The following is a 16,326-nucleotide window of genomic DNA, read 5'->3' as shown; positions in this document are numbered from 1 at the left end:
ATACCTAGCATTGTTATCGACGCCTCGGCTGATAGCGGTAATGTGGTATTCAACGCGCCGGTAACGATTGGTGCGGCGAACACTATATCCGAAATTATAACCGCTGATGGTGTTATTACTTTCGAAAACACCTTAAATGGTCCTGGAAACCTTACGCTTCAAACCGATGGCACGGCTACCATTACCTTCATTGGTAACGTCGGTTCATTAGAGCGTCTTGGCTCAATTTGGATTAAAGACGCTGGTTCAATCGTAGGGGGTGCCAATGGCGGCAGCTCCTTCAAGGCCGAAGCCTTCGGTGCCAACGTCGCACAGTCACTCACCTTGGATAACGCTGACAATAACTTGAACATTTTGGCTGTTGCATTAGGCGCAGGTTCTAACCTGACCTATGTCGATAGCGCTGGCGTCGAGATTGGCATTGTTGGCACCGGCGACTCACAAGTGACCGGTATTACAGGCGGCTCGGATAATGGCAACAATTCGGATGCCACCCTCACGCTCAAAGGTGGTGCATTGACCCAAGCTGCAGGCGCGTTAATCAACTTGCCAGGTTCTTTCACCGTTGATACGTCTGAATTTGATGCCGGTGATGTATCGCTCACAAATGTTAACGCCGATGGCACAGTGCTCGACGACACCTTTGTGGGTGGAAACTTCACCATCAATAGCACCAATGGCGACATCACTCAGCTTGACAGCAAATTCCTGCGAGTGGGCGGTAATTTCATAATCACGTCGGATAACTTCGTTGAGGGTGAAAACAGCACTAACTTCTTCGCCGGCTCGACGGGTGAGAGCGATGCCAATGTCATCAGTCTCAGCGGCATCATTACGTTGTCGATGGATGGTGATAATCTTGTTGGATCAGCTGGCACAAATACAATTACCATTAGCGCTGCAGATCTAACCAACGCAGTGCAGGTTATTAGCACCTCTGGTGGAGAGTCCATTAGTGCGCCAACATCCGGGCCTGCAATTACTTTAAATGAAAACAACAGCATTGCCGGCCCGGTTGCTTTTACGACGAGTGGCTCTTTCGACGGAACAGGTACTCCTGTTGCAACGGGTATTAAGCAACACGGTGCACTTACCCTAACGGATGCCATCAATTTCCGCGTCGAAAGCAGTGATGAGAACCAAGAATCAAATATTGTCGGCGCTGGCCAGATCAATTTAGGCCTTTCGACAAATAGCTTCGGTGGAGATGTCAGTATTGATGCATCTAGCATTGATGTGCTTTTAGCGAGCAATCAAGCGTTAACGCTGGGCGATGTATCAGCGAAAAGCCTTGAGTTACTCAATGCTGGCGATGCAAGCTTCACGCAAAGCACGAATCGATTCATTACTACCGAGACACTGCTGCTGCTTGGTTCGACAAATGCCAATGGCACCTTCGACCTCACCAACAACAATGTGATCAGCAAAGTCGCAGCCGATGTTCAGGGTGAGGTTTCACTCAAAGTAACGAATACCTTTAATGGCACCTCAGCGTTAGAAGTTGCTCAAGAGGGGCTGACCGGCATTTCGAATGACTCCTATAGCGGATTTGTTGCTCATAATGCTGATTTCAATCTCACGACCGCTGTTGATTTTGCATTTAGTGACCCCATCAATTTGGGTACAGGATCGTTCAGTCTAACGGCAATTGATCAAGATATATATTTGGTTGCTAACTCAGCGGGTAACGGGATTGCGTTGCTCCCCAGTGATCCAAATTTATTGACAGCAAGTAGCGCCAAATTCAACGCAACGAACATTGAATTGGGTGGGTCGATAACGACCAGTGACGTTAGCTTGATTTTCAATGCGCCAGTGCGCTTATCAGGTAACACGACGCTGAATGTTGCCTCGGGTTCAGTGAGCTTGCGTGATAATGTGACAACAAATGGACATAACTTAGCCTTCAGTTCATCGCTCAATCTTCTTGCGGATGCAGACGCAAATACTCAGACGATTGAGATTTCCTCGGTATCAGAAACAGGTGACGGTAACCTGCAGTTTGCCGCCATTGAAGGAAACAATAAAAGCTTGTCGCTTATTTCTGGCACAGGCACCACCACGGTTTCTGGTGCAGCGACTGGTATTGATGCCCTGACATTGCAAGACTCCGGCGCAACGGGTGCCGTGACCTTTGAAGACAATTTGACGGCCACCAGCCTGACCACGGCAGCCGGTGGCTATGACTTAAGCCTGTTGGGTGATCAGACCACCATTACCGACAACGTCGAATTCAGCAACATCGGCGACTTGACGCTCGGTAACGACGACACCGATACCCTGGTGTTCAAAGGCGGCATGACGGCGGCGACCCAAACGGGCGTTGAAGTCCAGGGTATCGTGCGTGGTGAAGGCGCCTCCCAGATCAGCTTAGGCGACGCCACCACTGGCGTTACCGTAAGGGGTACGACCCTCATTGGCGGCGTGTCCACAGGTAACATCACGGTGGCTGCCGTGACCTTGGCTGACGGCGCCGATCTGACGATTGGTGACAACACAGCTAGCAACATCACCGTGACTTCCGTCACCGGTACCACGGGTGGCGCGGTGTCTGACCTGACTTTTAACACCGCGGGCACAGTGACAGTGACCGGCAGGGTCGGCACCGACATCGGCACCATCACATTGACGCGCGGTGAAGGCATCACGTTTGCAGATACCGTGGATGCTGGCACCCTAACGATTGCCAACGACGTAGCGCAAAGCGGTGAGTTGCTGTCATTTGAAGACAACGTCACCATTACCACGGGCATGACCGTGGACACCGGTAGCTACGACATCAGCTTCACCGGCAGTGACAACACCATCGGTGGCACAACCGATTTTGCCAACACGGGCAAAGTGACCTTGGGTGCAACTGATGCGAGCAACGTCTTTGTGTTTACTGATGGCTTGAGTGTTGGCAACAACGCCGCCATTGATTTGGCTGCGACCATCCGCAGCGCTGGCGGCACCCTGGACTTCGGCAACAGCACATTGACGCTGTTGACTGATAGCACGGTTGATTCAACTAATGATGGTGCAGCCACAGCTGGCGCCAACCTGGACTTTAATGGCGCGATCAGCGGCGCGGGCAAGGTCCTTACTATCAATGCCGGTGAATCCCAAGCCAGCTTCACCGAAAACGTCACGCTAGCCAATCTGGTGACAGAGGCCAATGCCTTTTCTGTCAGCCTGATCGGCTCTTCCAACACCTTCACCAGCGCTGTGAACTTCTTGAATACTGGTTCGGTGACGCTGGGTGATACTGCAGGTGATCACTTCAACTTCAATGCTGGCCTGGCTGTGGATGGCAACGGCCCAGTGAACTTAAGTGGAACGATACTCAGCATCGATGATGCAATGAACTTCGGCACTGGCGCGCTAACATTGTTAGCAGATACAACCATCGATACCACCAATAACGCCAACAACGGCACTGGAGCGAACCTTACACTGGGTGGCTCAGTTAACGGCGCCTTTGCGCTGACGCTGGCGGCGGGCACCGGCGACATTGAAGCGGTCGGCGTGATGGGTACCAGTGCCAATAGCACTGATCGCCTAGCCAGCCTGACCATCAACAGTGCCGCCAATGCCACGCTGAACAATGTGTTCACCAGCGGCAACCAGACCGTGACGGCCGGCAACATCAATCTGACCAACGGCACTTATACCGCGACGGCGGGTGATATCACCTTCACCGGTGCGACCACGCTCGAGCAGAACACCACCTTCACTGCGGGCACCACCACCTTTGCGGGTACGTTGGATAGCATTGAAAATGCCGGCAATTCGGCGCTACGCACTCTGACAGTAACCGGCAACGCCACGTTTGAGGGCAATGTCGGTCAACTGTTCAAAATGGGCACCATTGAAGTAACCCAAGACAGCACTTTCGGCAAGACGGGTGTAGCGGCGATTTCGGTCAACACCGATGGCACCCAGACTTATACGGGTGCGGCGACGTTGTTGAGCGATGCGACCTTAGCAACGAATAACAACACCATTCTGTTTAGCAACACCATCAAGGGTGCAAAGGTGCTGTCCTTGACTGCAGGCACGGGTGACGTGACCTTGAGCGGCGTGGTGGGCACAGCGGCGGATAGTGCGAATCGCCTCGCTAGCCTAACGGTCAACAGAGCAGGCACCGCTAGCCTGAACAACGTGTTCACCACGGGTGCGCAGTCTGTAACGGCCGGTGCGATTACGTTGGCTGGTGGCGAGTATGCGGCGGGCGGTACAGCGACCTACAGCGGCCCAGTGACTCTCAGCCAAGTCACAACTCTGGCAGGCACCACCGTCACCTTTAACGACACACTCGACAGCAGTGCAACCGGTGCATCGAGCGACGAAGATACGCTTGAGATCACTGGCAACACCGTATTCAACGCGTTGGTGGGTGATACTGCAAAGCTCGGTAGCCTGACCGTTTTCGGCGCAACCGCCCTGAATGGCGATGGCACGACCATGTCGGTCTCAACCACTGGTGGCCAGGCCTACAGCAACACGGTCACACTCGGTGCTAACACCACCTTGAATGTCACGGGCCTGGATGCTCAGGCCATCAGCCTAGGCTCGAATACGCTGACCGTTAATGAGTCTGGTAGTGATGCTGATGCAGGTGAGATTGCCGGCATCATCAGTGGCGGCGGCGAATTCACCATGACCGGTGCGGGCGAGCTCACGCTCTCGGGTAGCAACAGTAATGACGGCGACATCACCATCGATGATGGCCGCGTGATTGTGACTGGTAGCGTGAACAACAACGTGAACGTCATTGTGAACAGTGACGGCACCTATGAGGTCGGCTCAACCGACACTGTCGGTTCGATTGAAGGCGCGGGCAACCTGGTGCTGGGTAGCACCGTTACCCTAAGTGCCGGCGCTAACAATAACTCCACGGAGTTCTCAGGCGTGATCTCGGGCGATGGCGCCTTTGAGAAGCTGGGCACTGGCACCCTGACCTTAACCGGCACCAACACCTATACCGGCAAGACCGCGATTGATACCGGTACCTTGCAGTTGGGCGCGGGCGGCACAGAGGGCAGTCTGGCATCAAATAGCAATGCCGACTTTGTGAACAACGGCACATTCATCATCAACCGCAGCGACGCGGTAACGATCTTCCAGAACATCAGTGGCACGGGTAACTTGGTGCAGGCGGGCACGGGTACGACCACCTTGACCGGCACCAACACCCACACGGGTATCACCACCATTAATGATGGTACTTTGGTGGCGGGTTCTGCAGAGGCTTTGACCAACGCGCGCGTGGTGATTGCGAATGCGGCCAACGCTACGTTGCAGTTGATTGATTTCGATAGCACCATTGATCGCTTAAGCGGTGATGGCAGCACAGGTGGTACGGTGAATCTCGGATCGCGCACCTTGCGTGTGGGTCGTGACGATCAAAGCACCACCTTCGCTGGTGTGATCCAGGGTACTGGCGCACTGGTCAAGCAGGGCACGGGCACCTTCACCCTATCGGGCGATAACACCTTCAGTGGTGGCACCACGGTTGAAGCGGGTGTGTTGCAAGCCGGTGTTTCCAGCACGGAGAGCCCAAGCTTTACCGATGGACCATTCGGTGTGGGGCGCGTGACTGTTGAGAGCGGAGCAGGCCTGGATCTGAATGGCTTGACGGTTGCCAACAACCTGACTCTGGCTGGCACGGGCCATGACGTAGCGGGTGACGGCAGTGATTTGACCGGCGCCTTGTTTAACTCGGCGGCGGATACGGCTACGGTCAATGGCAACATTGAGCTGTCCGATAACGTGACGGTACGCAATGTCGGTGCCTTGGTGATCAACGGCACTATCAACCAAGCTACTGGTGCTGCTAACTCAGCACTGACCTTCGCGAATACCGGTTTGGTGACGCTGTCCGGCGTTGTCGGTGCAGGCTCTGCGATTGCTAGCCTGCAGATCGATGACGCCAGCGTGATTGACGCCAATATCACCACCGCAGGTACGCAAACATTCGGTGGTGCGGTGACCTTGGGCTCCTCGGTGACATTGGCTACGACCAACACCGCGGTTCACTTACAGAACACGTTGAATTCTGAAGCAACCGAAGGCTACAACCTGACGATTAACGCCGGCACAGGTGACGTGACCTTTGACGGTATCGTCGGTGGTGCAACCGATGGCGCGTTGGGTGATTTGACCGTGAATAGTGACGGCCAGACCTGGTTTAAGTCGGCCGTGACGGCGGCGACCATCACTACCGATGTGGGTGGTACGGTTCGGATTGATGGTGGTTCGATGACCACCACCGGCACCCAGAGCTATGGCGAGGCCATGACGCTTGGGGCTAACACGACCTTCTCGGTCACCAACTTCAGTGCAGCCGCCATTAATAACGCGGGCTTTGACCTGACGGTGGAAGAGTTCGGCAACAATGGCTTGATTGCAGCAGCCATTAGCGGTGGCGGTAACTTCATCAAGCAAGGCCCTGGCACGCTGCGTATGGCGGGCGTGAGCACCTACAGCGGTAACACCACCGTGGCAGACGGTATCTTGCAAGCCGGCGCCAACAGCACCTTGGATGGTCATACGCTGACAGGCGGTGCGTTCGGTACTGGCGCTGTTACCATTCAAAGCGATGCCGCGCTGGATCTGGATGGCCGCACCGTCGCCAATACCATCGCCGCTCAGGGGCAGGGCGTTGACCAATCCGGCACCCGCACCGGCGCCATCTTTAACACCAGCAACACACTGGGCACCGCCTCGGGCGCCATCACCCTCGATGGCAACACCCTGATTCGCAACAACGGTGCACTCACAATTTCCGGCACCATTAATGCCGCTTCCGCAGGCAGCGCTTCGGCACTGACTCTTGGCAACACGGCTACGGGCACAGGCCTGATCACCCTCTCGGGCACGATTGGTGGCACCCACGCCATTACCAGCCTGAGCGTTGAAGATGACTTGGCTTTGCTGGCAAATGTAACGACTTCGGGCACCCAGACCTATCAAGATACGGTCACCGCCACCAGCACTACGCTAACCGGTGCCGCAATCAACATTGACCAGGCCTGGAGCAGTACAGGTAGTACAACGATTACCAATGCCGGTCTACTGACCGTAGCGGCGGGTGCCAACATCACCGCTGACGGTGGCTTTACTCAAAACGGCGCCGGCCTAATGAACTTGGGTGCGAACATCACCACTGACAATGCCGCTCTGACTATCGGCAGTGCGCTGACATTGTTGGTTGATGCCGATAGCGACGAACAAACCATTACGTTGTCTAGCGGATCAGGCGCGGGTGCGATTCAATTGGCCAGTGTGACGGGCGCTAATAACAGCCTGACGCTTATTTCTGGCACAGGCACCACCACGGTCTCGGGCGTAGTGTCAGGCATTGATGCGCTGTCATTGCAAGCAACTGGCGCCAGCGGTGCGGTGACCTTTGAACAGAATTTGACGGCCACCAGCCTGACCACAGCAGCCGGTGGCTATGCGCTGAGCCTGTTGGGTGATCAGACCACCATCACCGACAACGTCGAATTCACCAATACCGGCGCCTTGACGCTCGGTAATGACGAGACCGACACACTCACCTTCACCAGTGGTCTAGATACAACGGCTGTCACTGGCACAGTCAGTTTGGGTGGAACGATTGTGACCTCAAACAGCGCGATGGCGCTGGGGGATGTGAGTCTCGCGGCAAATACAACCCTTGCCAGCGGCAGTGGCAAACTTTCAGTTGCTGCAGTGAATGGCAGTTCCGAGACTCTTACTTTGGGGGATGCAAGCCAGAGCGGCACTATCACAATCAATGGTCACACCACGCTGGGTGGTTTGAGCGCAGCGAGTGGAGGTTTCGATATTGCTCTGCTCGGTGAAACTAACGCTAGTGCTGGACTCACTACCTTTGCCAACACCGGCAAGGTGACCTTGGGCAATGCCAATGGTGATGCGTTTGATTTCACCGGTGGTGTTGTGGCCACTGCACCAAGCAACGTGTCTGTGCATGGTCTGATCCGTGCGGCTGGGTTGGGTGTTATTACTCTCGGCGATGGTGATACGGATGTAACGATTGTCGGTGATACCACTATTGGTGGCTCCTCTACCGGCACCATCACCTTGGGTGATGTGATTTTAGAAGGTGGCGTAACGCTGACGGTGGGCTACGGATCTGCTGCGGATCTGAACCTTGCTTCGGTTAGCGGCGGGGGCACAGCGGCCAACTTAACACTGAATACCACGGGTGAAGTTACCGTCGGTGGTTCAGTTGGTACTGATTTTGATACGTTGACGCTCACCAACACAGGTGGCGCCACCTTCCAGGCCGTGACAGCAAATACCGTCACACTCACAGATACCAGCGGCACCATCGCTTTTGCAGGCAACTTCTCAACAACGACGCTGAACACGACAGCCGCAGGTTATGCCGTGAGCTTCACAGGGGCAACGACTCAAGTCACCAATGCGGTCACCTTCAGCAACTCAGGTGGTGTCACGCTAGGGGATGCTGATACCGACATACTCACCTTCACAGGTGGACTTGTGAGCACGGCAAGCGCAACAACCGTTGCAGGTTCGCTTGCTACGTCAAATACGGCGATGACCTTGGGGCAGGTCACCCTCTCAACTGATACGGTTTTGCGCTCTGGCAGTGGTTCGATCACAGTCGCATCCATCGACGGTGGTGTCACGCATGGCCTCACGCTTCATGACAATACCGCTGCTTCAACAGGTTATGTCAGTTTTACTGGCACAGTCACCGCAAAATCACTGACCACATTTGGTGAAGATGCTGGTTATGGCCTCGACTTTAATGGTGATGTGACCATTGTTGATGCGGTGACATTGAATGTGACTACACTTACATTAGGCAATGATTCAGACGATGTGTTGACTTTTGAAGGCGGGTTAACGACGAATATCGCTTCTTCGAACTTTATAAATATTGGAGGTCTCATTCAAACTGAGGGTAATGAGCTTCGGTTGGGTGATGAAAACTCAGAACTGCTATTGCGTGGCACTACAATTTTATCAACAGGCTCAGATGTTGGTGGAGATATCATAGTTGCTGGCGCTATAGAAAATCAGTCATCACTCACGATTGATGCTGGCACTGGTGGCGTTGAACTTTTGAAAAATTTAGGTCAAAGTTTTTCGCTTGCAAGCGTAACTGTTAGTGGCGCTTCAATTTCGATGAAGGATGTGACCACCACAGGCCAACAAACCTACACGGCTAATAGCATCACGAATCAAAATATCATTCTACGGAGTACCTACACTTCTGCCGGCAGCGAAATTCGCTTCACAGGCGACGTCATTATTGGTGACAGCTTTACAGCGGACACCACGGGTGGTTCGAATCCATCAGGTGCCAACATCATCATAGACGGTGAACTGCGTAGCGTAGATGGTGAAAGCAATAGTGCGAGCTTTAATGCAGGTACCACTGGACATCTAACAGTGACCGGCGCAGTGGGTCTGAATCAACATGGTGAAGATAATAAACTGGGTTCTTTAACGATTGTTCAGGCTGCGAAAGCAACTTTTGCTGACTCGCTAAAAGCGGCCACGGTGAACATCACGGATACTCAGGATACGGTCGCGTTTGAAGGCGATACATCGCTATCAACAGGGTTGAATACCTCGGCTGAAGCGTATTCGGTGAATTTTACAGGTGCAAACAATCATATTGCTGGGCTCACCACATTTCTTAATACGGGCAGCCTGATACTGGGTGATGATGCGGCTGATTCAATCACATTTGAAGGTGGTGTGTTAGCGACGGCACCGAGTCAAATTGAGCTAGCCGGGGTAATCGAGGCGACTAATGGTGACGCTAAGATCACCTTGGGTGGCACAAGCACGGCTATTTCAGTGACCGCAAATACCACAGTGGGTGGCGCTGCAACGGGCGACATTGACCTGAGTGCTACAACACTTCTGAGCGGGGTAGAACTTACGCTGGGTACCGGTATTAGCAACGACATAAATTTGGGCTCGGTCTCCGGCACCAGCACAGGCTCAACTTCTGATCTCACTTTGAATACGGATGGTTCAGTGGTGGTATCTGGTGCTATCGGCACCAGCATGGGTACGTTATCAGTAATGAATACGTCCAGCACCACATTTGAACAGAGCATTGCCGTGAACGTATTTGACTTTACTGGGGGTGCGCTGACGTTAAATGCGGCTGGCAACACCGTGGGCGGGGCCATGACGGTCACCAACTCGGGTCTGTTCACCACCGCTGATGCAGCAGAGCTAACAGTTACTGGTCTGTTCAAGCAAGATGGCACTGCAACTAATCGTCTCGGCGGCAAACTGACGGGCACCGGTGGCATAGACTTTGCTTCAGCCATTGAACTGACCGGTAACGACGCAGTGGTGCTGAGCACCGGCGGCGCGAGTGGTCAGGACATTGTGTTGGGTGCGACCAATACTGCAACCGTCACCGGCGCCGGCCAGGCCTTGACCTTGGATGCGGGTACGGATGGCAACATCACGGTGCGTGGTGCAGTGGGTGCCGCGGATGCCGACGCGCTCGGTGCGATCGTTGTGACGGATGCCAATGAGGCCACGTTTGAGCAGAGCGTGACTGCAGCCAGCTTCACGCAGGACGCCGGTACCACACTGACCACCTTTAGTGGCCCAGTGACCCTAAGTGGCGCCTTTGCTTTCACCGGTGAAGCCCTGGCCCTGAATGCAGCCCTAGGCAGCGGCAGCACGGTTACAGTGACCAACGAAGGGGCCTTCACCACAGCCGCCGCAGGCAACATCACCGCACCTGGCGCCTTCAGCCAAAACGGCAACGGCACCAACAGCCTGGCCGGCGACATCACGACCACGAACAACGACATCAGCTTTGCAACGGCTGTGACGCTGACCGGTTCCGCCGCCATGACCACCAACATCGGTGCCGGCGACATCACCTTCACCGGCACTCTGAACGGTGGCGAGAATCTGACGCTGACCGCAGGCGAAGGCAACATCACCTTCACCGGAGTCGTCGGTGACGATGAACGCCTAGGTGCGATGACCTTAGTGAGCGCCGCCAATGTGACCGCGAATGCGATCGACGCTGCCAGCTTCACCCAGCAAGCCGGCACAGGCACAACCACTTTCAACGGTGCTACAGACTTCACCGGTGCGGTTGCTTTCACCGGTCAGAACTTGACCGTGAACCAAGCCTTGAGCGCGGGCGGTAGCATGACGGTGACCAATGATGGCACTTTCAGCACAGCCGCGGCGGGCAACATCACCGCCACAACAGGCTTCACCCAGAATGGTACGGGCACTAGCAGCTTGGCCGGTGACATCACCACCACTAATAGTAATATCGATTTCACCACGGCAGTCACGCTGACCAATGATCTGTTGATGACTACAGGCAATGCTTCAAATAGTGCGGGCGACATCACCTTCGGTCATACCATCAACGGTGCACAGGATCTGACCCTGACTGCAGGCACGGGTAACGTGACCTTGAACGATGTGGTAGGCACAGCGGCGGATAGTGCGAATCGCCTAGCCAGCTTGACCATCAACAGCGCCACCACCGCTAGCCTGAACAACGTGTTCACCACCGGTGCACAGGCCATCACCGCAACGGGTATTACCTTGGCCGGTGATGAGTATGCAGCGGGCGGTACAGCGACCTATAACGGTCCGGTGACGCTGAGTCAGAACACCACCATTGCAGGTACGACCGTCACTTTCAACGACACGCTCGACAGCAGTGTCACCAGTGGAACAAACAACGAAGATACGCTTGAGATCACTGGCAACGCGGTCTTTAACGCGTTGGTTGGATTCTTTGAGGAACTCGGCAGCTTGTCCGTCTCAGGCACCACCGCCCTGAATGGCGATGGCACGACCATGTCGGTCTCAACCACCGGTGGCCAGACCTACAGCAACACGGTCACGCTCGGTGCTGACACCACTTTGGATGTCACGGGTCTAGATGCACAGGCCATTGGCATGGGCAACAACACCCTGACGATTAATGAGTCGGGCACGGCTGCAGGTTCGGATGCAGGTGAGATCGCTGGCACCATCAGCGGTAATGGCGAATTCACCATGACCGGTACGGGTGAACTGAACCTAACGGGTATCAATACTTACAGCGGCGTGACCACCGTCAACAGCGGTCGACTGATTGTTAGCGGCAGCTTGAATGACAACGTGCGTGTCATCATCAATGAAGATGGCACCTATGAGGTCGGATCAACCGACACCGTCGGTTCGATTGAAGGCGCGGGTAACCTGGTGTTGGGTGATGGCTTTACCTTTGGTACCGGCGCTAACAATAACTCCACGGAGTTCTCAGGCGTGATCTCGGGCGATGGCGCCTTCGAGAAGCTCGGCACTGGCACTTTAACGTTGTCGGGCAGCAACACCTACACCGGGGAAACCAAGATCACCGAAGGGACTTTATTGTTGGTCAATAATGCGCCGACAAGCCAAAGTAGTGCTTTCACTGGAGCCGGTCATTTGCGGATTGAGTCCGCGGGTGATGACTTCACCAGCGCCTTTAATACGGCTGACGCTGGCTTTGTTTTTGGATCTACACTGGGCAGCTTGACCCTGGGTAAAGCAAGCAATGCTAATGGTACGAATGACCAAGCCGTCACACTCGGCAGTGCAACTAATTCAATTGCAATCGCTGGTCCCATTACTGTATTTGCGGGCGACTTGGTGGTTGCCGGAGATTTAATCGCGAGCACGATTAATCTGCACGCTTCTGGCAATGTCACCCAAACAGCAGCAATGAGCGCTAGTGCGTTGGGCTTGAATGGCTCAGGCAACTTTACACTGACGCATCAAAATAACGTTATCGCAACGCTGGCGGCGGGTAGTGCTGGTGCGCGTGTGGGTGCATTGTCATTCGTTGATGCCAGTGGTGGCTTGACGATTGGTTCAGTGAACCCTACGGGCATTTATTCCAGTGGTGATGTGTTTATTCGTACGCTGGAAGGTGATCTCACGATTGCAGAAAACATTAGCACCACAAGTACTTCAGCGACTGCAATTAGAGTGGCCGCGGGTACCAGTGCGCCTCGTGGGGGTGATGGCACCCCGGCTTCAGGCAACATTTTGATTGATACCACGAGCGGAACACCGGTTTTGACGGTCGGTACTGGTGGCACGATTGCCCTCTACAGCGGTAGCGTGGCCGGTAGCTCAGGGCTGACGAATATGGTTGGTTCAGGTACAGGGCGGTTCCGCTATTTCACGGACATTGACTCAGCGGGAATCGAAACAGCGGGTTATGCCACGTCACTCGACCCCAATGTCATTAATGCGTTGTACCGTGAGCAGCCAACAATCACCGTCACACCAGGCGCGCAGACCATCACCTATGGTGATGATGATGCGACAAACTTTACGGCCACTTTTAGTAGTGCAGTCAATGGAGATAGCATTGCCGAAATCGTCACGGGCGAGGCAATTTGGACTGTTGAATCCTTAACACCCGAGACTACTTCTAGCGCAGGTAAGCGTATTGTTGGAGATTACGATGTCGCTTATGCAAGTGGGCTAGCGACTGGTTTGGGCTACGCCTTTACAGACAATGCAGGCAGTGTTGGTGAGCTGACTGTAATAAAACTGTCACTTGAGACGGTTGTTGCTGATGTCACAACAACTTACGGTACCTCGGCAAATGCCGGTGCAGTGAGTTTTGCTAATCTGCTGTCGGGTGATGCAGTAATCGCCAACGCGTTTATTGATAACCAGAAGTTGAGCAACAGTGGCAATCTGAGGGCGGGTAGCTACACACAAAGCGTGGCGGCGAACAGTCAGACCGGTGCAGATGCTGCTAACTACAGTTTGTCTGCTTTCACGACCGACACCGAAAATTACGTGGTTAGCAAGCGTAACCTGAATGGTGTGATTGCGACTAGCACTACCACTTATGGTGAAAGCTTGGTTGATGGTGTCGTGAGCTTCAGTAACCTTGTGAGCGGCGATGAATTGGCTACGCCCACCATAACCATCAACACCGCAGGCAACACCAGCACTAGTGGCAACCTCAATGCGGGTACCTATGAAGGTATCCAAAGCATCGCGGCATTGCTCGGTGATGATGCGGCCAACTACAGCATTGGCAGCTTCACCGGTGGTGATTACACCGTTGATAAGCTTGACCTGAATGGTGCGATTGCGACTAGCACTACCACTTATGGTGAAAGCTTGGTTGATGGTGTCGTGAGCTTCAGTAACCTGGTCAGTGGCGATGTATTGGCTACGCCCACCATAACCATTAACACCGCAGGCAACACCAGCACCAGTGGCAACCTTAATGCGGGCACCTATGAGGGCATCCAAAGTATCGTGGGATTGCTCGGTGATGATGCGGCCAACTACAGCATTGGCAGCTTCAGCGGTGGTGATTACACCGTTGATAAGCTGGCCCTAAGTGGTACGGCGATCGCGGGTGTCACCACCACCTACAGCACGGCGGCTGCAACGGGTGCTGTGAGCTTCAACAACGTGGTCGGCGCGGATGTGATCAGCGTGACAGCGCTCATTGACGATCAACAACTCAGTAGCAGTAACAACCTGAACGCGGGTAGCTACACACAGAGTGTAGCGGCGGATAGCCTGACCGGCACAGACGCTGGCAACTACACACTCGCAGCGTTCACCACGGATAGCAGCAACTACGTGGTCAATCAGTTGGTGCTGACGGGTGAGATTGCAGCCAGCAGTAACGTGTATGGTTTTGATCTGGTGGAGGGCGCAGTCAGCTTCGACAATCTGATTGCTAATGATGTACTTGAGTTGCCCACAGTGTCGTTCGACACCCAAGGCAAGACCAGTACCAGCGGTAACCTGCGTGCAGGTGAGTACACCGGCATTCAGAGTGTGACCGCACTAAGCGGCACCGATGCCGCCAACTACAGCATTGGCAGCTTCAGCGGTGGTGATTACACCGTTGATAAGCGTAACCTGAATGGTGCGATTACGACTAGCACTACTACTTATGGTGAAAGCTTGGTTGATGGTGTCGTGAGCTTCAGTAACCTGGTCAGTGGCGATGTATTGGCTACGCCCACCATAACCATTAACACCGCAGGCAACACCAGCACCAGTGGCAACCTTAATGCGGGCACCTATGAAGGTATCCAAAGCATCGCGGCATTGCTCGGTGATGATGCGGCCAACTACAGCATTGGCAGCTTCAGCGGTGGTGATTACACCGTTGCTCAAAAAGAGTTATCAGTCGTAGGTTTGGTCGCTTTAAACAAAGTTTATGATGGCACCGATGTTGCTCAAATTAGCTCCTCAGTGGCTTCCTTGGGCAGCGGGGTAATTGGAGATGATGAAGTTTTTATTATTCAAAGACTCGATGGTGCAACAGGAACTTTTGACTCTAAAAATGTCGGTAATCACGAGGTGACTGCGACAGGTGTTGAATTGAGGGGTGAAGATGCGGGTAATTACACATTGGCACCTGTGAGCGGTTTGTCTGCCGGTATCACACCGTTCACCTTATCAGCTAAAGCTATTGCGGCACAAAGTCGTGTTTTTGATGGCACAACCGATGCGAATGATATTGTTACGCTGACCTTAAACACTTTTGGTAATGATGAAGTCGAAGCAACCTTTACTGCCAGTTTCCTAGATGCCAATGTTGGACTAAATAAATTTATTCAGATCGGTGTGACGGGTATTACTGGCACAGATATCGGTAACTATATTGCCCCGACCAGTGCTTCGACCTTTTCGAGTATTACATCAGGGTCAATTGGCACTGTGGCAGATGAGGATAGTGAAGCTAGAGCTATGCCCAGTTTGCCGACTCAACTCGACGAGCAGTTGATCACTACCCCTGCCGCACCGTTGGTTACAACCCCTGCCGCACCGTTGGTCATAGTGCCTGCCGCACCATCACGCGTAGGTGGTGATCCAATTGTTATGACGGTAACAGTCACGCCAATTGGCTTGCGGTTAACTCAACCAGACCTAGCACCCGAGCCAACGCAGCGTAATGCGGGGCTAACGGTCTTTGTTGCCGAAGGCCAGGAACTATCAACTCGCCAAGTTGTTGGGTTAGAGGATCGCGGTAATGAATTATCGTCAACGAAAGAGGATGTTGCGCCTTCCGCACCACCGTCCTTAGCAGGCCTGGTGATTAGTAGTCGCACGGATGTATCGCATCGTTTAGCTTACGGTCCGTCGGTTAATCTTGCTGTTTCGGTCGCGGAAGATGGCACTCTAATTATCGATTTAGTAGACGCTAGTATCGACCTAGATCGTGCTGAAGATGAAATAATTTTATTAGGTGTCGCCGCCGCCAAACGTATGGGTGTTACCGTAGATCGGTTAACATCGGTGGTCATTCAACAACCGCGTTTAGCATCAGTCATTTAA

1 protein-coding gene (only partly in view) is annotated in these 16,326 nt (G+C 53.8%); it reads left to right on the top strand.

What is annotated here, in order from left to right; translation table 11 throughout:
* Positions 1 to 16,326, top strand: the 3' portion of a protein-coding gene (locus THICY_RS07345; protein ID WP_013835980.1) for an autotransporter-associated beta strand repeat-containing protein. Its footprint begins 13,497 nt before the window's first position; only the last 16,326 of its 29,823 coding nucleotides appear in the window; its start codon lies off the left edge, out of view; it ends in the stop codon at positions 16,324 to 16,326.

Source organism: Thiomicrospira cyclica ALM1, assembly GCF_000214825.1.
GTDB lineage: Bacteria > Pseudomonadota > Gammaproteobacteria > Thiomicrospirales > Thiomicrospiraceae > Thiomicrospira > Thiomicrospira cyclica.
Note: the sequence above shows the minus strand (reverse complement) of the source record. Positions and strands in the feature narration are given on the sequence as shown.